The organism is Paraclostridium dentum (assembly GCF_012922555.1).
GTDB lineage: Bacteria > Bacillota > Clostridia > Peptostreptococcales > Peptostreptococcaceae > Paraclostridium > Paraclostridium dentum.
Map to the genome: position 1 here is coordinate 1 of NZ_WIPK01000024.1, position 18,987 is coordinate 18,987.

General features: G+C 29.1%; 16 protein-coding genes and 1 other annotated feature. All 16 genes read right to left on the reverse strand.

The features are described 5' to 3' along the window. Positions 1-124: 124 nt before the first annotated feature. The 16 genes from sigH to GFJ41_RS17220 all read right to left on the reverse strand — a co-directional run bounded on the left by sigH (position 125) and on the right by GFJ41_RS17220 (position 18,630). The gene (gene sigH, locus GFJ41_RS17145) at positions 125-772 is read right to left on the reverse strand and encodes an RNA polymerase sporulation sigma factor SigH (protein WP_021428164.1); all 648 of its coding nucleotides are present in this window, start codon (positions 770-772) and stop codon (positions 125-127) included. 60 nt (positions 773-832) lie between these two features. Then, on the reverse strand, positions 833-1,360 hold the full coding sequence (locus GFJ41_RS17150; RefSeq protein WP_170075910.1) for an NYN domain-containing protein: 528 nt from the start codon (positions 1,358-1,360) through the stop codon (positions 833-835). 4 nt (positions 1,361-1,364) lie between these two features. After that, entirely contained in the window at positions 1,365-2,099 is a 735-nt protein-coding gene (gene rlmB, locus GFJ41_RS17155; protein ID WP_021428166.1) for a 23S rRNA (guanosine(2251)-2'-O)-methyltransferase RlmB, read from the reverse strand. 12 nt (positions 2,100-2,111) lie between these two features. Then, positions 2,112-2,870, reverse strand: coding sequence for an FAD-dependent thymidylate synthase (gene thyX / locus GFJ41_RS17160; protein ID WP_021428179.1), 759 nt, complete (start codon positions 2,868-2,870; stop codon positions 2,112-2,114). A 133-nt stretch (positions 2,871-3,003) separates the two neighbouring features. Further along, the gene (locus GFJ41_RS17165; protein WP_025162206.1) at positions 3,004-3,417 is read right to left on the reverse strand and encodes a Mini-ribonuclease 3; all 414 of its coding nucleotides are present in this window, start codon (positions 3,415-3,417) and stop codon (positions 3,004-3,006) included. Continuing rightward, the gene (cysS, locus tag GFJ41_RS17170) at positions 3,402-4,799 is read right to left on the reverse strand and encodes a cysteine--tRNA ligase (protein WP_170075911.1); all 1,398 of its coding nucleotides are present in this window, start codon (positions 4,797-4,799) and stop codon (positions 3,402-3,404) included. Before cysS ends, GFJ41_RS17165 begins: the two co-directional genes overlap by 16 nt. 113 nt (positions 4,800-4,912) lie before the next feature. Further along, entirely contained in the window at positions 4,913-5,086 is a 174-nt protein-coding gene (locus GFJ41_RS17175) for a hypothetical protein (protein WP_021428173.1), read from the reverse strand. A gap of 153 nt (positions 5,087-5,239) precedes the next feature. After that, positions 5,240-6,721 carry a glutamate--tRNA ligase gene (gltX, locus tag GFJ41_RS17180; RefSeq protein ID WP_170075912.1) on the reverse strand — a complete coding sequence of 494 codons (1,482 nt, stop codon included), beginning with the start codon at positions 6,719-6,721 and terminating at the stop codon, positions 5,240-5,242. Positions 6,722-6,941: 220 nt separating this feature from the next. Beyond that, positions 6,942-8,657: a proline--tRNA ligase gene (locus GFJ41_RS17185; protein WP_170075913.1), complete on the reverse strand. Its 1,716-nt coding sequence runs from the start codon at positions 8,655-8,657 to the stop codon at positions 6,942-6,944. Between the two features lie 53 nt (positions 8,658-8,710). After that, positions 8,711-8,929 (reverse strand) — a binding site (T-box leader). A gap of 148 nt (positions 8,930-9,077) precedes the next feature. Beyond that, positions 9,078-9,557, reverse strand: coding sequence for a 2-C-methyl-D-erythritol 2,4-cyclodiphosphate synthase (gene ispF, locus GFJ41_RS17190; protein ID WP_021428178.1), 480 nt, complete (start codon positions 9,555-9,557; stop codon positions 9,078-9,080). A gap of 16 nt (positions 9,558-9,573) precedes the next feature. Next, positions 9,574-10,254 (reverse strand): 2-C-methyl-D-erythritol 4-phosphate cytidylyltransferase, encoded by a 681-nt coding sequence (gene ispD, locus GFJ41_RS17195; RefSeq protein WP_035119051.1) that lies wholly within the window; start codon positions 10,252-10,254, stop codon positions 9,574-9,576. Positions 10,255-10,389: 135 nt separating this feature from the next. Further along, the gene (locus tag GFJ41_RS17200) at positions 10,390-11,478 is read right to left on the reverse strand and encodes a PIN/TRAM domain-containing protein (protein ID WP_021431481.1); all 1,089 of its coding nucleotides are present in this window, start codon (positions 11,476-11,478) and stop codon (positions 10,390-10,392) included. A gap of 98 nt (positions 11,479-11,576) precedes the next feature. Continuing rightward, the gene (gene disA / locus GFJ41_RS17205; protein ID WP_170075914.1) at positions 11,577-12,647 is read right to left on the reverse strand and encodes a DNA integrity scanning diadenylate cyclase DisA; all 1,071 of its coding nucleotides are present in this window, start codon (positions 12,645-12,647) and stop codon (positions 11,577-11,579) included. Between the two features lies 1 nt (position 12,648). Beyond that, positions 12,649-14,028 (reverse strand): DNA repair protein RadA, encoded by a 1,380-nt coding sequence (gene radA, locus GFJ41_RS17210; RefSeq protein ID WP_025162202.1) that lies wholly within the window; start codon positions 14,026-14,028, stop codon positions 12,649-12,651. Positions 14,029-14,266: 238 nt separating this feature from the next. Then, entirely contained in the window at positions 14,267-16,567 is a 2,301-nt protein-coding gene (locus GFJ41_RS17215; RefSeq protein WP_206001588.1) for an ATP-dependent Clp protease ATP-binding subunit, read from the reverse strand. 128 nt (positions 16,568-16,695) lie between these two features. Next, the gene (locus tag GFJ41_RS17220; protein ID WP_035119055.1) at positions 16,696-18,630 is read right to left on the reverse strand and encodes an elongation factor G; all 1,935 of its coding nucleotides are present in this window, start codon (positions 18,628-18,630) and stop codon (positions 16,696-16,698) included. Between the last annotated feature and the right edge of the window lie 357 nt (positions 18,631-18,987).

The following is an 18,987-nucleotide window of genomic DNA, read 5'->3' on the forward strand; positions in this document are numbered from 1 at the left end:
GTGACCTATTGTTCCTATATTAACGTGTGGCTTGTTTCTTTCAAATTTAGCTTTAGCCATTTTGAATTCCTCCCTTTGTATATTTGTTAATGCTTACATTAAGCTTATGCTAAGTATTTTACTATTAATTATTTCTGTTTTCAAGATATTTTTCCAATTTTCTCTTCACTCTTTGTAACGCATTATCAATAGACTTAACATCTCTATCCAATTTATCTGCTATGTATTGATAAGACTTGCCATTTAAGTACAATTCTAAAACTTCTAGCTCCAACTTACTTAAAATTTCATTCATCTTTGATTCTATATTTTTAAGTTCCTCTTTGCTTATTATTAATTCTTCTGGATCAGTAATTATACTTGTTGCTATTATATCTAATAAAGTTCTATCTGATTCTTCATCATATATAGGCTTGTTCAAAGATACATAAGAGTTAAGTGGTATATGTTTTTGTCTTGTTGCTGTTTTTATTGCTGTTATAATTTGCCTTGTTATACATATCTCTGCGAAACACTTAAAAGAGTTTGTTTTAGTACCGTCAAAATCTCTTATAGCTTTGTAAAGTCCTATCATACCTTCTTGGATTATGTCTTCTTTATCCGCTCCTACTAAAAAGTATGACTTTGCCTTTGATTTAACAAAGTTTTTATACTTGGTAATTATATACTCCAGTGCTATTGTGTCCCCTTTGTTTGCTTTTAATACTATTTCATATTCATCTTGCTGAGAATTATTTATAAATCCAAAATTATTTTCTTTAGCTACTAACATTTTACTATCCCCCATTACTTAATTTCATAGGTATATTATAGTTTATTAAACTTAGTAATTTCAACGGTTTCTACGAATGTTCTCAAGTTTCGACAAAGTTTCTTTATCTAATCTATCTTCTAACCAATTTCTTTGAATTTTGCGCTCTGACCCTATTTGCTTACTTCTTATCTTGTTTTTAGCGTCTTCTATGTCTACTTTAAGCTCTCTAGCTGATATTCTAGATGCTCCTTTACCTAATACTATTTGCTGTTCAGCATAATCATTTGTAGCTACTTTAACAACATCATACTTAGATAAAGATGTTATATATTTTTCAATATAACTATCTGCTGTTTGATGTTCTTTTGTGTAAACCACTGTTATATATTTTCTATTTTCTATTTTTTCCATAGAGCTTTTAACATTATATGCATCAAAAACAACAATGGCTTTTTGGCCTGAAAATTCTGCATATTCAATGATTATATCAATTAATTTTTCCCTAGATGCATCTAAATCTTCTACTGAAATACGTCTAAGTTCTTCCCACGCATTTATAATATTATATCCATCAATTATTAGATAATGATTAAACTTTCTTTTCATTACCTTATTTAGAGCCTATTCTTTGTTTGAATATTTCATATAAAAGTATACTTCCTGCAACTGATGCATTTAGTGAAGTAACATTTCCTACCATAGGCATTTTTACTATATAGTCACAATTCTTTTTAACAAGCCTTGATATACCAAACCCTTCACTTCCTATTACTAGACCTATAGGACCTGTTAGGTTTTGCTCATAAAATGTTTGTCCATCCATATCTGCTGCTGCAATCCATAGACCGTGCTCTTTTAATGTTTTTATTGTGTTAACTATATTAGTTACCTTACAAACAGGTACGTACTCTACAGCCCCTGCAGACGCCTTTGCAACTGTAGGTGTTATATGAACTGATCTTCTCTTTGGAATTATAACTCCATGTGCACCTACAGCATCAGCTGTTCTTATTATTGACCCTAAATTATGAGGATCTGTTATTTCATCTAATATTATAAAAAATGGGTCTTCGCCCTTATCTTTTGCATTTTGAATTAAATCATCTAGTTCAAAATATTTGTATTCACTAACATTAGCTATTACACCTTGATGTGAATGACTAGTACTTATTTCATCTAACTTATTTCTATCTACATATTGTATTATTATATTTTTTTCTTTTGCCATTGCAGTTATCTTTTTTATAGAGCCTTCTTTAGCCCCATTCGCTATCATTATTTTATCTATTTCTCTATCGTTTTTTATAGCTTCTATAACTGGATTTCTACCTTCTATAATTGCCAAACTCTTCACCGCCTATAAATTATTAAACTTTTCTCTTACTTGAACAATATTTCCACAAGTCATTTTTCCTTCTGGACAAGGTCCTTTTATACATTTTGGCCCTATATTCTTAAATAATATAGGAGCTATTAATCTTACCTGTCTTAACATTTCTATAGATAACTCTCTAATTTCCCATTGTGCTCTTTCACAACATCTATGATTAAAGAAGTTATATAAGCTTCTAGTATTCATTGTAAATACCATTTTCGTTTCACATGCATTAGGAAAAACATATCTTGCATCTTCTATTGCTTTTTTTTCTGCATTTCTTTTAGCTTCCTTCTCATTTTTTCCAGATTCAATTAAATTATTATAATGTTTTTCAAATAAGATATCCACTAATTTATCATAAGCTTCTTGATCTTTATTCATAGCATCTATAAATAGTTCTTTAGCTTCCTCGATACTCTCTATTTCAGGAGGAACTATATACTCAAATTGATCTAGCTTAACATATCTTTGACTTTGTTGAGAAAAACTTGCTATACGATGTCTAACAATTTGATGTGAACAGCTTCTTGATATCCCTTCTACAGCAAATGTAAATGTGACATGCTCTAACGGAGATTCATGCCCTATATTTATTAACATATTTAAAAATTTTTCTACACTTTCATCAGTTAAATTTTGTTCTATTTCATCTACTCCTACAGATGAATAACATAATTTTGCTGCCATTGATATCACCTTTTCTGGTTCAGGTGTATGTGCTATTACTTTAACTTTCATGTGTGTACCTCCTTTAATAGTTTATTATATTATTATACATTATTTCGTCTAAAAATGGAGTTTTTTAGATTAACATAAATTTTTACATAAGCATAAAAAGAGCTAATCTCTACATAGAGATAGCTCTTTTTTATTATATGCTCTCTTCTGTTATTTCAATTGCTTTTTGAATTATATAGTTCAATCTTTCATAATCTTTTTTCATATGAAGATATCCTATTAAAGCTTCAAATCCAGTAGCATTTTTATAGTCTATAATATCCGCATTTTTAGGTGTAGTATGAGACTTTTGATTACGTCCTCTTTTATATATTCTGTGTTCTTCTTCAGTCAATGATTCTTCAATAGTAAGAATCACATTTGCTTGAGCCTTAGCTTTTACATATTTTATAGCTGTCTTATGCAAATCATTAACTTTCTTGTTTACATTTCTATTTATAAGATACTCCCTTATATGTGATTCATATACAGTATCTCCTAAATAAGCAAGAACCAGTGGTGATACCGTAGCTAAGTTTACATTTTCCATTATTACACCCTTTTCCATTTAGTTCCTTGTCTTGTATCTTCTAAAACAATTCCCATTTCTAATAACTTATTTCTTATTTCATCTGCTAATGCAAAATCTTTATTTTTCTTTGCATCCACTCTATCTTGTATTAACTTTTCAATATCAGCATCTAAAACTTCTTCTTGTTTTTTATTAACTATATTTAAAACATTAGTTAACTCTTCAAACTCAGCTAGACACTTCTTCGCAAACTCTATTGATGATTCTTCATTTACATTAGTATTTATAAATCTAGCTAATTCAAAGATAACACTTATAGCATCAGCTGTATTTATATCATCATCCATAGCAGCTATGAATTTTTCTCTAAATGAATTTAATTCTTCGCTTAAACCTTTTTCGTCTTCTTTTATATCTGTTACTTTTAAATTGTTTAATGTAAATTCTAATTTTTCTTTTGTGTTGTATAATCTTTCTAATCCAGATCTTGACTGAGATAGCATTTCATCACTAAAGTTTACTGGATTTCTATAATGAGCTGATAGCATAAAGAACCTTACAACTTCTAAATCATACTTATCTGCTATATCTCTTACTGTAAAGAAGTTACCTTTAGACTTACTCATTTTTTCATTATTTATATTTATATATCCATTGTGTATCCAGTAGTTAGAGAAAGTCTTTCCACTTCTAGCTTCACTTTGAGCTATTTCATTTTCATGATGTGGGAATGCTAAATCTTGACCTCCAGCATGTATATCTATAGTGTCTCCTAAGTATCTCTTAGACATAACAGAACACTCTATATGCCACCCTGGTCTACCTACGCTCCATGGACTTTCCCATCCTGGCTCCCCTTCTTTTCTAGGTTTCCATAATACGAAATCCATTGGATGTCTTTTTTGAGAGTTTACTTCTATTCTTGCTCCTGCTTCTAGGTCTTCTTGATTTTGTTTAGATAATTTTCCATATCCTTCAAACTTTTGAGTATCAAAGTAAACTTCTCCGTTTACTGCATAAGCATATCCTTTTTCTTCTAATTCTTTTATAAATTCTATTATTTCATTGATATTATCAGTAACTCTTGGATGAACAGTAGCTCTTTTTATTCCTAATCCATCTGCATCTTTAAAATATTCATCTATGTACTTATCAGCAACTTGCTCCGGAGTTATTCCCTCTTCATTACCTCTTTTTATTATTTTATCATCTACATCAGTAAAGTTTTGAATATATTTTACATCATAACCTCTATATTCTAAATATCTTCTAAATGTATCAAATATTATAAAGGGTCTAGCATTTCCTATATGGAAGAAGTTATAAACTGTAGGTCCACAAACATACATCTTTACCTTTCCTTCTTCTATTGGTACAAATTCTTCTTTTGTCCTAGTTAACGTATTGTATAACTTCATAATATTCACCTCACCATTGTTTAATTTATAAATCTAACTATATAATCTATTATAATTTATATTCGCTCGAATTAATAGTACTACTATTATACCCTCGGGCTTTTATAAACAAACTATTTAGTTTTAACCATCTCATTTTTTTCTAAAAATTCTATTTTATTAGATACACAATTTAAATATATATCATCATTAATGATTTTATTGTTTTTCATTTTACTAACTATGTCTACGTAGTCTTTACAAAGTTGATCTAGTTCCTCCTTTATTTCGTTAATATCTATACTCATACAATCCTCCTAAAAATATACATTATTTTAATAATAAACTATTTAAAATATATTTAGTTTAACTGTTCAAAATTCCTTTATTTTTGGATTGTAATCTTTCTTCAAAAAACTACATAAAAAAAATCTCACCTAATATAAAGGTGAGATTTTTTACTATAATAAGTTCTCTTTTACATATTTTATTCTATTTAAACATGTTTGTTTACCTATAACAGCAGCTGCTTTTGGTAAATCTGGACCATGCATTTGTCCAGTTAATACTATTCTAGTTCCCATGAATAAATTTTTACCTTTTATTGCATGTTCTTTTTGTATTTCTTTAAACATTGCCTTAAAGAACTCTTCACTTATTTCGTCTGCAGCATTAATTTTTTCCTCTAATGCATTTACTAATTTTGGCATATGCTCTAATTTTAAGAATTCTTGACATTCTTCTGTTTCTAACTCTACTTTGTCTCCAAAGAATATATTTACGTGATCTGTTACTTCTTTTACATATTGTAATTTTTCTTTAACAACAGAAACCATAGATTTTACAAATTCATATCTATTTTTAGCATCTTCTTCTGTTATGTATCCAGCTTCTATTAAGAAAGGTATTGCTAAATCAGTTATATATTCATCTGAAGCATCTTTTATATAATGTTGATTAACCCAATTTAATTTATCTGTATCAAATACTCCTCCACTCTTAGAAACTCTTTCAACAGAGAAGTGTTCTTCTAATTCTTTCATAGTAAATAATTCTTGATTATCTTCTGGAGACCAACCAACTAAAGCAACATAGTTTACTAATCCTTCTGGTAAGTATCCTTTTCTCTTGAAGTCTTCTACAGCAACATCTCCGTGTCTTTTACTTAATTTTTTCTTTTCTTTATTAAGTATGTTTGGAAGATGTACAAATGTAGGAGCTTCCCAACCAAATGCTTCATATAAATATACATGTTTTGGAGTAGATGATATCCATTCTTCTCCTCTTATAACATGTGTTATTTTCATCATATGGTCATCTACAACAACTGCGAAATGGTATGTTGGGAATCCATCAGTTTTTATAAGTACTTGATCATCTAATTCATCAGTGTTAAATTCAGTTTCTCCTCTTACTAAATCAGTAAACTTTATAACATGATTTTCAGGTAATTTTAATCTTATTACATGTTCTTCACCAGCTTCTAATTTAGCTTCTACTTCTTCTTTTGATAAATTTCTACAATGCCCATCATACTTTGGAGTTTCTCCAGCTTCTTTTTGTTGCTCTCTAACTTCATCTAATCTTTCTTTTGAACAGAAACAGTAGTATGCTTTTCCACTATCTAATAATTCTTGTATATAACCTTTGTATATGTCTAATCTTTCAGATTGTATATATGGTCCGTATGGTCCAACTTGAGTTACATTTTTATTTTCATCTAACATAACTCCTTCTGTATGGTTAACTCCTGCCCATGACATTGCTTCTAGCATATTTTCTATTGCACCATCAACAATTCTAGTTCTATCAGTGTCTTCAACTCTTAATATGTATTCTCCACCCATTCTTTTTGCAAATAGATAATTGTATAATGCAGTTCTTAAACTACCTATATGAACAAATCCTGTTGGACTTGGAGCAAATCTTACTCTTACATTCATAACTTTACCTCCTAAAATAATCTTAATATCTATTATAATACCAAACTTAATAATTATTTATAATAAAAACTTTATATTACTATTACTATAGTTACCCTAATTTTTAAATTTTCCACCTGTGGATAATTGTATTTTTATACAAAATTAAATAGTATATATATCCACATTTTATTCAAAATGTTAATAACTTCGTGGATTATATATACTATTTTAATTTAAACTATCCTAACTTAACTTCATTTTTAGCAAATTCAGCTTTTATTTTATCGTTTATCTCTTCTAAAGATATTAACTCTTTTTCTGCTTCGTCTCTTAATTTAAACTCAACTTTTCCATCAGTTATATCTTTACCTACTGTTATTCTCATAGGTATACCTATTAATTCAGAGTCTTTGAATTTTACTCCTACTCTCTCATCTCTATCATCTAATAATGCTTCTACTCCCATAGCTGTTAATTCATTGTATATCTTCTCAGCTGCTTCCATATGCTCAGCTTTCTTTATATTTACAGGAACTACAACTACATGATATGGAGCTATTGCTAAAGGCCATACTATACCATTGTCATCATTGTGTTGTTCTATAACTGCTGCTGCAGTTCTTTCAACACCTATACCATAACATCCCATAACTATTGGTTTACTCTTACCATCTTTATCTATAAATTTAGCTCCCATAGTTTCTGAGTATTTTGTACCTAATTTGAATATATGACCAACTTCAACTCCTCTAGCTATTTCAAGTGGAGCACCACAACATGTACATTTATCTTCTTCTTGTACATTTCTGAAATCTCCAACTACACCATCAAAATCTCTACCAAAGTTAGCATTTCTTATATGGTAATCAGTTTTATTTCCACCAACCCCTATGTTACTTTGCTCTGCTACTTCTTTATCTATAAATACATAATCTGCTTTCATTCCTATTGGTCCAGCAAATCCTACTTCAGCATTAGTTAATTCTTTTACTACTTCTTCTCTTGCTAAATCAAATTCTATAACTTCACCTATAGCATTAGCAACTTTAACTTCATTAACGTCTCTATCTCCTCTTACTAAAACAACAACTGTCTTTCCATCTGCTTCATATATTAATGTTTTAGCAAATGTATCTGCTGTTGTATTAAAGAACTCACATAATTGTTCTATAGTAGTTACTCCTGGAGTATGAACTGGTTCTAATTCTCTCATTTCTTCTTTAGCTTTTAAATCGTCTACTGAATTAGCTTTTTCTATATTTGCTGCATAATCACAACCAGTACAGAATACTATTTCATCTTCACCTACTGGAGATTTAACCATAAACTCTGCTGAAGTTGATCCTCCTATAGCTCCTGAATCAGCTTGAACTGGACTATTTTCTAATCCACATCTTCTAAATATTTCTGTATATGCATCATACATATCTTGATATGATTTATCTAATCCAGCTTCGTCAGTATCAAAGCTATATGCATCTTTCATAGTGAAAGACTTAGTTCTCATTACTCCGAATCTGGGTCTTCTTTCATCTCTATATTTAGTTTGAATTTGATATAAGTTTAAAGGTAATTGTTTATATGAAGTAATCTCTTGTCTTATTATATCTGTGAAAACTTCTTCATGAGTAGGTCCTAAGCAGTAATCTCTAGTATTTCTATCTTTTAATCTAAACATTTCTGCTCCCATTACATCCCATCTTCCAGACTCTTGCCATAATTCAGCTGGAATTAATGCAGAACATAGTATTTCTTGACATCCCTTTTTATTTAACTCTTCTCTTATTATATTTTCTATTTTTTTGAAAACTCTTATTCCCATAGGTAATTGATTGTATACCCCTGATGACATTTTCTTTATCATACCAGCTCTCATCATTAACTGATGACTAGTTATTTCTGCATCTGCTGGAACCTCTCTTAAAGTAGGCATAAACATTCTTGACATTTTCATATTTTCTTCCTCCTATTGAATTTTTTTATAATCAAAAAAACCCTTCATCTCTATATAGAGACGAAAGGTTATATTTCCGCGGTACCACTCTAGTTAATTGATAAGCAATTTTATCAACTCTCTTTATAGGATATAACGGTCCTTCCCGTAAGAACTTTTTACCATTCTTAAGCTCTGAGACTGGTTCAAAGAATAATTTTTAGAAACTTTCACCAAGCGTTTCCTCTCTGTAAAAAATACTATCTTTTACTATTTCTCTTCTTAGCTTTTTAATTATAAATAATTGATTATATTTTATAGCAATTAATATACATTGTCAACGTATCTAATTTCATTTTAGTAAGCTTTTGTTATACCTACTATTATGTTCTTGGTGAACTTTTTGATACATTATTTATAATAATTTTATAGAATTTATTTCTAATTGTCAATGTTAATTAATAAACAAATGCTTTGCGATGAAATTCCTTCTTTGTTTCCTGTGAAACCTAATCCTTCTTCTGTTGTTGCTTTAACATTTACATTGTTTATATCTGTATTTAAAACTCTTGCTATATTTTCTCTCATTTTTTGTATGTGTGGAGCCATTTTAGGGGCTTGTGCTATAATTGTCGCATCTAAGTTTCCAATAGCATACCCTTTTTCTTTTATTAAATTATATACATGTTCTAATAATTTCATACTGTCTGCACCTTTATACTTTTCATCTGTATCAGGGAAGTGCTTACCTATATCCCCCAGTGCTAATGCCCCTAGTATAGAGTCCATTATCGCATGAAGTAAAACATCTGCATCTGAGTGTCCCAATAATCCTTTTTCATGTTCTATTTCAACTCCACCTAGTATTAACTTTCTATTTTCAACTAGCTTGTGAACATCATATCCCATTCCTACTCTCATTTTTTATCCTCCGAAATTATATATTTTTTAAAATTTGCTCTCCAAATTCTAAGTCTTCTTGTGTCGTTATTTTTATATTATTATATGACCCTTCTATCATTTTAACATTATAACCTATTCTTTCTACTAACATTGCATCATCAGTTCCATAATAATTGTTATTATATGCATCTTCGTATGCTTTTGTTATAATATCATATTTAAAAACCTGAGGAGTTTGTACCGCCCATAAATAACTTCTGTTTGGAGTATCTACAATATTTCCATTATCACTTACTACTTTTATTGTATCTTTTACCTTAACTCCAACAACTATAGCATTATGCTCATTTGCTTTATTTATAGATCTTTTTATTATATCATCTGTTACAAAAGGTCTAGCACCATCATGTATTAGTACTACATCACATTCTTTTTTTAACATTTTTATTCCATTGAACACAGAATCTTGTCTTTCATTTCCTCCATGTGCTACTTTTATATTTGTAAATCCATATTTCTCTTTAATATTTTTATTAAAGTATTCTTCTTCATCTTCTCTTATAACAACAACTATATCATCTATATTTTCACTATTATAAAATTTCTCTATAGTGTGTGCTACAATTTCCTTATTTTTTAGCTTTATAAATTGCTTATTTATATCTTTCTTCATTCTACTTCCAGTTCCTGCTGCTACTATTACAACGCCATTCATAAACTCACCTCTTACAATACGAATAAATAACTTAAATATATTTTACCATAGTAATAATTAAATTTTAATAAACTAAAAAATTCAATTCACTTTATCAAAAAAAGCCTTCAGAACTTTTATCCTGAAGACTTTTAACTAATCAACTTTAGGTTTTCCAAATATCATTCTTCCTGCTGGTGTTTGTAATACCGATGTAACTAAAACACTTATAGTTTCTCCCATATGTTTCTTTCCACCATCTACTACAATCATAGTACCATCATCTAAATAGGCTATACCCTGATTAGATTCCTTACCTTCTTTAACAACTTGAACTATCATATGTTCACCAGGTATCGCTACTGGTTTAATTGCATTAGCTAATTCGTTTATATTAAGAACTTCAACACCTTGAACTTGAGCTACCTTGTTTAAATTGTAGTCATTTGTAACAACTTTACCCCCAAGTGTTTCAGCTAACTTTAATAATTTTGCATCAACTTCTGCTATATCATCAAAATCTCTGTTACTTATTTCAACTTCAATATTTAATTCTTTTTGAATTATGTTAAGTATATCTAATCCTCTTCTACCTCTAACTCTTTTTAAGTCATCTGAAGAGTCTGCTATATGTCTTAATTCATCTAGAACGAAAGTAGGAATTACAAGCTTACCTTCTATAAATCCAGTTTGGCATATTTCAGCAATTCTACCGTCTATAATAACACTAGTGTCTAGAACTTTAGGTGGTATACTTTTTTCTTCTTTTTTAGAATTCTTGTCCTTATTTACTGATAATCTAGTTAACTTGTTTAAGTTAAAAATATCATCTTTACTCTTTAGTGCTATTCTACTACCTAAATAACCTAAAAATACATATGTAAATAAAGATAGTAAGCTTCCTATTACAGGTATCTTTAACATCAATATTAATTGACTTACAAGATAAGCTATAACAAAACCAACTATTAACCCTATAGTACCTAATATTATATCTGTTTGAGGATATTTAGAAATTTCCCTATCCATAGCTTTTGCTATTTTCCTAGATTTGTTCATAATCCAAGGAGCTATTATAAAGAATACAAAACCTATTACTACTCCAATAACTATAGAAATTATAAATACATATAGCTCTGATCCTAACGAAATTTGAGGAAATTTTTGAACTAATGATATATACGTTGTCATACCTAACACGAATCCTACTAATGTAAGTATCGCTCTTATTATCTTAGATACCAAATTTTCACCCCCTATATTTTTTCCTTAATATTTTCTTATTATAATCAAACTATTAACTATATTCAAGCACAATATTGTTTCAAATTTGACATAATATATTATATATGTCTATCTATAAGTGATAATTCTTGCATTTTTATAAGTCCATTTTTTATATATTTTGCTCTTATTTCACCTATTCCCTCAACATCGTCTAAATCTTCAATTGTTGCACATAGTATATCCTGAAAATCTTCAAAATAATTAACTAAATTCTCAATTATAGCACTAGGCAATCTATGTATTTTATTTAATATTCTATATCCTCTTGGTCTAATCGGCATATCCATACTCTCTGAGAAACCTGTATATCCTAACATTTTTGCTATATTTGCTAAATCAAGTAACTCTTCTGATGATAATGATATAATTTTTTTCTTAAATTCAGCTAAATTCATATCATTTCTTTTATAATCTTTTAGTATTTGGTTTTGATCTATTTTAGTTGTTCCCATTAGCTCATCAACCTGCATACTTAAAAGTGTACCTTCCACACCTAATTCTACTATATACTTTTCAATTATATTTGTCACTCTCATAACCATTTCTATCTTTTGAACTACGAGTACAACATCATACAAAGTTACGAAATCTTTAAATTCTAGTGCATTTAAACTTATTATAGCTTGGTCTAAAACAGACTTATATTTTTCTAGAGTTTGTAATGCTTGATTAGCTTTAGTAAATATCTTTGATATATCTTCTACTACATATTTCTTATCCCCTTGATATACAGTTATGACATTTCTTCTTTGAGATATAGCTATTACTATTCCACCTGTTTGTTTTGCAACTCTTTCAGCAGTTCTATGTCTTGTCCCAGTTTCAGCTGTTTCAATTGAGTAATCTGGTATAAGTTGAGCATTTGCAAAAAGTATCTTCTTTATATCCGAACCTAAAACTATAGCTCCATCCATTTTAGCTAACTCATATAAGTATGCTGGAGAATATTCTGCATTTATAGCAAACCCTCCATCAACAATGCTCATAACCTCATCGCTATCGGCAATTACAATAAGTCCTCCTGTTTTAGCCTTTAAAACATGGTCTATTCCCAATCTAAGGTCTGTACCAGGAGATATCATTTTTAGCGTTCTAATTGCTTTTTTTCCACTAAAAAAATCATCCATTTTATCTATTTCCTCCTAATACCATATTTATAGCTTGTCTTACACTATCTACTGGACATATATCTATCCCTTTTACATCTTTAACAGCCTCATAATTGCTCTTTGGAATAACAATTTTAGTGAATCCTAGCTTCTTACATTCTGCGATTCTCTTTTCTATAAAGCTCACCGCTCTTACTTCTCCTGTTAACCCTACTTCTCCTGTAATTGCTACATTCCCATCTATAGGTATATTTCTAAAACTAGAAGCTATAGCCATAACTATGCCTAGATCTATAGACGGCTCATTAATTTTTATTCCTCCAACAACATTTATATATATATCCTGGTTTTGTATTTGCATACCAACACGCTTTTCAAGAACAGCCATAAGTAATGATACTCTATTATAATCAACTCCTGTAGCCGTTCTTTTAGGAATTCCAAAACTAGTAGGTGATGCTAATGCTTGTAATTCTAAAAGCATTGGTCTAGTACCTTCTACTGTAGATATAATTATAGACCCTGCTACATCTTTTGGTTTTTCGGCTATAAGTATTTTAGATGGATTTTCTAATTCAACTAATCCTACTTCTCGCATCTCAAATACACCTAATTCATTTGTAGACCCAAATCTATTTTTTACAGCTCTTATCAATCTATACGTATTGAATCGTTCTCCTTCAAAATATAATACAGTGTCTACCATATGTTCTAATACCTTAGGTCCTGCTAGTGCACCTTCTTTAGTTACATGTCCAACTACAAAGGTTGATATACCCATTTTTTTAGAAATTTTCATAAATCTCGAAGTACCTTCTTTTATCTGGCTTACAGTACCTGGAGCAGATGTAATTTCAGGACTAAAAACAGTTTGTATAGAGTCTAATATAATTAAGTCTGGATTTACACTTTCTAAGTGAGCTTCTATTATACTTAAGTTATTTTCAGCAAATATATATAAATTATCGGACTTTATTCCTAATCTTTGAGCCCTCATTTTTATTTGAGATGCAGATTCTTCTCCTGATATGTATAAAACTTTTTTACCGCTATTAGCAACATTACTTGAAACTTGTATAAGTAATGTTGACTTACCAATACCTGGATCCCCTCCGACTAAAACTAATGATCCTTTAACTACTCCTCCACCTAAAACTCTATCTAACTCGTTTATGCAAGTTGAAAATCTTTGCTCTTTTATAGTTTCTATCGAGTTTATATTTAAAGGTCTAGATGATGATTTATCTATAACAAAAACTTCTTTATTTGATTTTGAAGTTTTCTCTTCTATTTCTTCGACAAATGTATTCCATTTGCTACATTCTGGACATTTTCCTAGCCATTTGCTATTCTCATACCCACATTCTTGACACACATATTTAGTTTTTATTTTAGCCATTTATAAACTCACCCTTATGTAATTTTTTATATATTATTAATTTTATCATATATATCTATTAATATGTTAAATTTATAATATATAAAAAAATTCACTTAATTTAAGTTGATTATATACTTATAAAACATAGTTTTTAATAAAATGCATAGCTCGGAAATTACATTTATCATCAGTTTAGAATTAAATGTAATTTCCAATAAAAAAAGTAGTTTTAAGATTAATTTTTTTTTATTTTTAATCATTTATTTTCAAATATAACTTTTTCTTCAACAACTTTAGCTACTATATTATCTCCTTTTTTTATATCTTCACTCAATATCATATCTGCTAATACATCTTCTATTTCTTTTTGAATAGCCCTTTTTAGAGGTCTAGCTCCATATTCTAAATCTATTCCATATTTAGATATAAGATTTAAAACATCATCTGAAATTTCTAAGCTAATATTAAGTTGATTTAATCTACTTATTAAATTGCTAAGCATTATTTTAGAAATTTCATGTAAATTATCTATATTTAATTTATGGAAAACCACTATATCATCAATCCTATTTATAAATTCTGGTTTAAATCTATTCTTAACTTCTGATAAAATTTTTTCTTTCATAGCTTTATAATTTTCATCAATTACATTTTTATTTTCAGAAGCTGAAAACCCAATTATTTGTTGCTTATTTATACTTTTTGCACCTATATTAGACGTCATAATTATTAGTGTGTTCTTAAAATCTACAGTTCTTCCCTTAGAGTCAGTTAGTCTTCCTTCATCTAATACTTGAAGTAATATATTAAACACATCTTCATGTGCTTTCTCTATTTCATCAAATAAAACTAAAGTATACGGATGTCTTCTTACAGCTTCGGTTAATTGACCTCCATCATCATGCCCTATATATCCAGGAGGAGATCCTATTAGCTTTGAAACTGAATGTTTTTCCATATATTCTGACATGTCTATCCTAATAATTTGATTTTCATTTCCAAAATGAGCTTCTGCTAATGCTTTGCATAATTCTGTTTTCCCAACACCTGTAGGCCCTAAGAATAAGAATGATCCTATTGGTCTTTTGGGATCTTTTAGTCCTGCTCTAGATCTTCTAACTGCTTTTGATACAGCATTTACAGCCTCATCTTGCCCAATAACTCTTTGATGAAGTATAGATTCTAAGTTTAGCAATTTATCTCCTTCAGATTTAACTATTTTACTTATAGGTATTCCAGTCCATAAACCTATTACCTCTGTAACTATTTCACTATTAACTGTAGGTTTATTATTTTTTAATTTTAAATTCTTCATTCTGATTCTAGATGCAGACTCATCAATTATATCAACTGCCTTATCTGGTAGATATCTATCTACAATATATCGACTTGACAAATCAACTGCCGCTTTTATTGCTTCTTCTGTTATTTTTACGCCATGGAAATTTTCGTATTTTTCTTTTAATCCTTTTAAAATTTTGATTGATTCCTCTTTAGTTGGCTCTTCAATTAAAATCGGTTGTAATCTTCGTTCTAATCCAGTATCCTTTTCTATACTCTTTCTATATTCATCTATAGTTGTAGCACCTATAACTTGTATATCTCCTCTTGATAATACTGGCTTTAGTATATTAGATGCATCCATAGAATTTTCTCCTGTTGCTCCTGCTCCTACTATAGTATGCATCTCATCTATAAATAATATAATGTTATCAGATTTGACAACTTCTTCTATTACTTTCTTTATTCTTTCTTCAAACTCACCTCTATACTTAGCTCCTGCAAGCATTCCTCCTATGTCTAAACTGTATATAAGCTTTCCTTGAAGGGAACTAGGTACTTTGTTGCTTTCTATATTAATTGCTAACCCTTCTACTATAGCAGTCTTTCCTACTCCAGGATCACCAATTAATATAGGATTATTTTTAGTTCTCCTACTTAAAATTTGAATAATTCTTTGCATTTCATCTTCTCTACCAATTAGTGGATCTAGTTTAGAACTCTTTGCATATTCATTTAGGTTAACTGCATATTTCTCAAGTGTAGGAATATTTAATTTTTCCTTTTCTTTCTTAGGTTCTTCGGTTTTACTTTCATCTCTAAAAAGTATTATACTTGTTTCTGGTCTAGATACCTCTATGAAAGATTTAATTATGACTTGCTCAGTTATATTATTCATACTTAGAATTTTCACTGCTAAACTATCTGTTTCTTGTAAAATTGCTAACAAGATATGTTCAGTATCTATAAGAATACTATCAAATTGTTCTGCAAATATAGCTGAGTTATCTAATACGTCTTTGCTTCTAGGACTTAAAAAAATATCATCTGTACTATCATTAATTCCTATTCCATATATATCTATAATTTTTTCACATATTATATCTTCATCCATCCCTAATTTTAATAAAACCTTAGAAGCTGTTCCTTCTTTCTCTTTAATTAAACCAATCAATAAATGTTCTGTACCAACCACTCTATGCCCAAACTCTTTTGCATACTCTATAGATATATCTATCGCTTTTTGAGCTACCTTAGAAAATTTGTCAAAGTACAATATAGTCCCTCCTCAATTTTAATATTAGATATATATATACTATATGCCCTAATAGTTTTTATTGTTTCAATAATATAAAGAAATCCTAGGAATTATATTCCTAGGATTTCTTTAATTAAATTTATAAATTAATTAATTTCAGAGTTAGATATTATTTTTTGTGCAATTTGTGTTGGAACTTCCTCATATTTATCAAGTTCCATTTCAAAGTAACCTCTACCTTGTGTCATAGCTTTTAAATCTATAGCATACTTAAATGTTTCTGCTTGTGGAGCATTTGCATAAATAACTTGTTTACCATTATTAGTAGGTTCCATGCCTAATATTCTTCCTCTTTTTTTATTTATATCCCCCATAACATCTCCCATATATTCATCTGGAACTACTATCGTTAATTTCATTATAGGTTCTAAAAGAACGGGTACTGCTTGCTCTACTCCCTTTTTAAAAGCTATATTAGCCGCTAATTTAAAAGCCATTTCTGAAGAATCTACATCATGATAAGATCCGTCATAAAGCGTTGCCTTTATATTAGTAACTGGATATCCAGCTAGTATTCCTTTTGACATAGATTCTCTTATTCCCTTCTCAACTGCAGGTATATATTGTTTAGGAACAGATCCTCCAAATATATCTTCTTCAAATTCAAAATCATTTTTAGAATACTCGAACCTTATTTTAACATCGCCATACTGTCCATGTCCTCCAGATTGTTTTTTATGCTTACCTTGGACGTCTGCTTTTCCTTTTATAGTTTCTCTATAAGCAACTTTTAAATCTGTTAAGTCTACATCTAGGCCAAATTTTTCTTTCATTTTATTTTTAACTATATTTATATGAAGCTCACCTTGCCCACCAATTAAAACTTGTTTAGTTTCTACATTTCTACTCCATGTAATCGTAGGATCTTCTTCTGATATTTTACTTAAAACAGCACTAATTTTGTCTTCGTCACCTTTATTTTTAGCTTGTAATGCAAAATATATTTGAGGTTTAGGGAAGTTGAGTTGTTCATCTGCTTTATCATTTTTATTTATAGATATAAAATCTCCTGTCTGCAATGAGTTTACCTTAGTCATAACAACTATATCACCTGCATTAGCACATTGTATCTCAGATAACTCGTTATTATTCATAGTATATATATTATAAATTTTTTCTTTTACAGACTTATTTACATTATATACTTCTACATCTTTTTTTATGTTTCCTTGTAATATTTTAACGTATGACATTTTTCCTATAAAAGGATCTACTATAGTTTTAAATATGCTTCCATTTAACTTATCATTTTCATATACACACTTAGGTTGAATATAGCTAGATATAATTCCTAATATCTCCTCTGTACCTACATTCTTTATTGTAGATCCACATATAACTGGTATTATATCCCCATTTTGAATACCTATAGTTGTACCTCTCTTAATATCTTCTTCTGTCAAATCTTCTCCACTAAAATATTTTTCTAATAATTCATCATCTGTTTCAGCTATTAACTCTAATAATCCATCTCTTGTTCCTTCTACTTGTATTTTAAATTCATCACATAAATCTGAATCGCTTTCAAAGATATTATGTAGCTTAATAAATTCCTCACCATTATATATAGGCATATACATAGGTACTATTTTGTTACTATATTTATCTCTTAGTTCTTCAATTAAATCTTTATATCTGGATTTATCATTATCAATTTTATTTATAAATATAAGTTTAGGTATAGATTCTCCTGCAAGTTCTAGTGCTTTTTCTGTTCCAACTTGAATGCTAGTAGTAGCATCTATGACTATAACGGCAGCATCACTAGCACTTATAGCTGATATAACGTCTCCTGTAAAATCAGAATATCCAGGAGTATCTAGTAAATTTAATTTGTAATCTCTATATTCTATAGGAACTAAATTCATACTATATGTCATACTTATCTTATCTGTTAGTTTAGGCATTTTATTTGTAGTTTTAGAAGTATATGCCATTGCTTCAATTAAATTTGTTTTTCCACATCCACTATGGCCTAATATAGCTATACTTCTTATATTATTACTATCATATACCTTCATATCTAAGCACCTACCTCATATCATTTTAATAATTTATATGCAATTAATATAAGGCTTTATGTGCAATTATTTTAAATATTAAACTATTAAAAGCAAAATGTATCTCGTTTAACGTGAAACATAAAATCATCCGCTCTTAATTATTTCATACCATATCGTACAAGCGTAATTCTTCTTTATTTTCTACAACAAAAAGTGGTTGATATTTAGTTTGTAGCACAGCGGTCATTCAAATCATTTAATCCACTCTCGTATAAGCGCAATCCTTTTATATTTTAGTACAACAAAAAGTGGTTGATATTTAGTTTGCAGCGAAGTGGTCATTTAAAGCATCTTCTCAGCTTTATGACCCAAGCG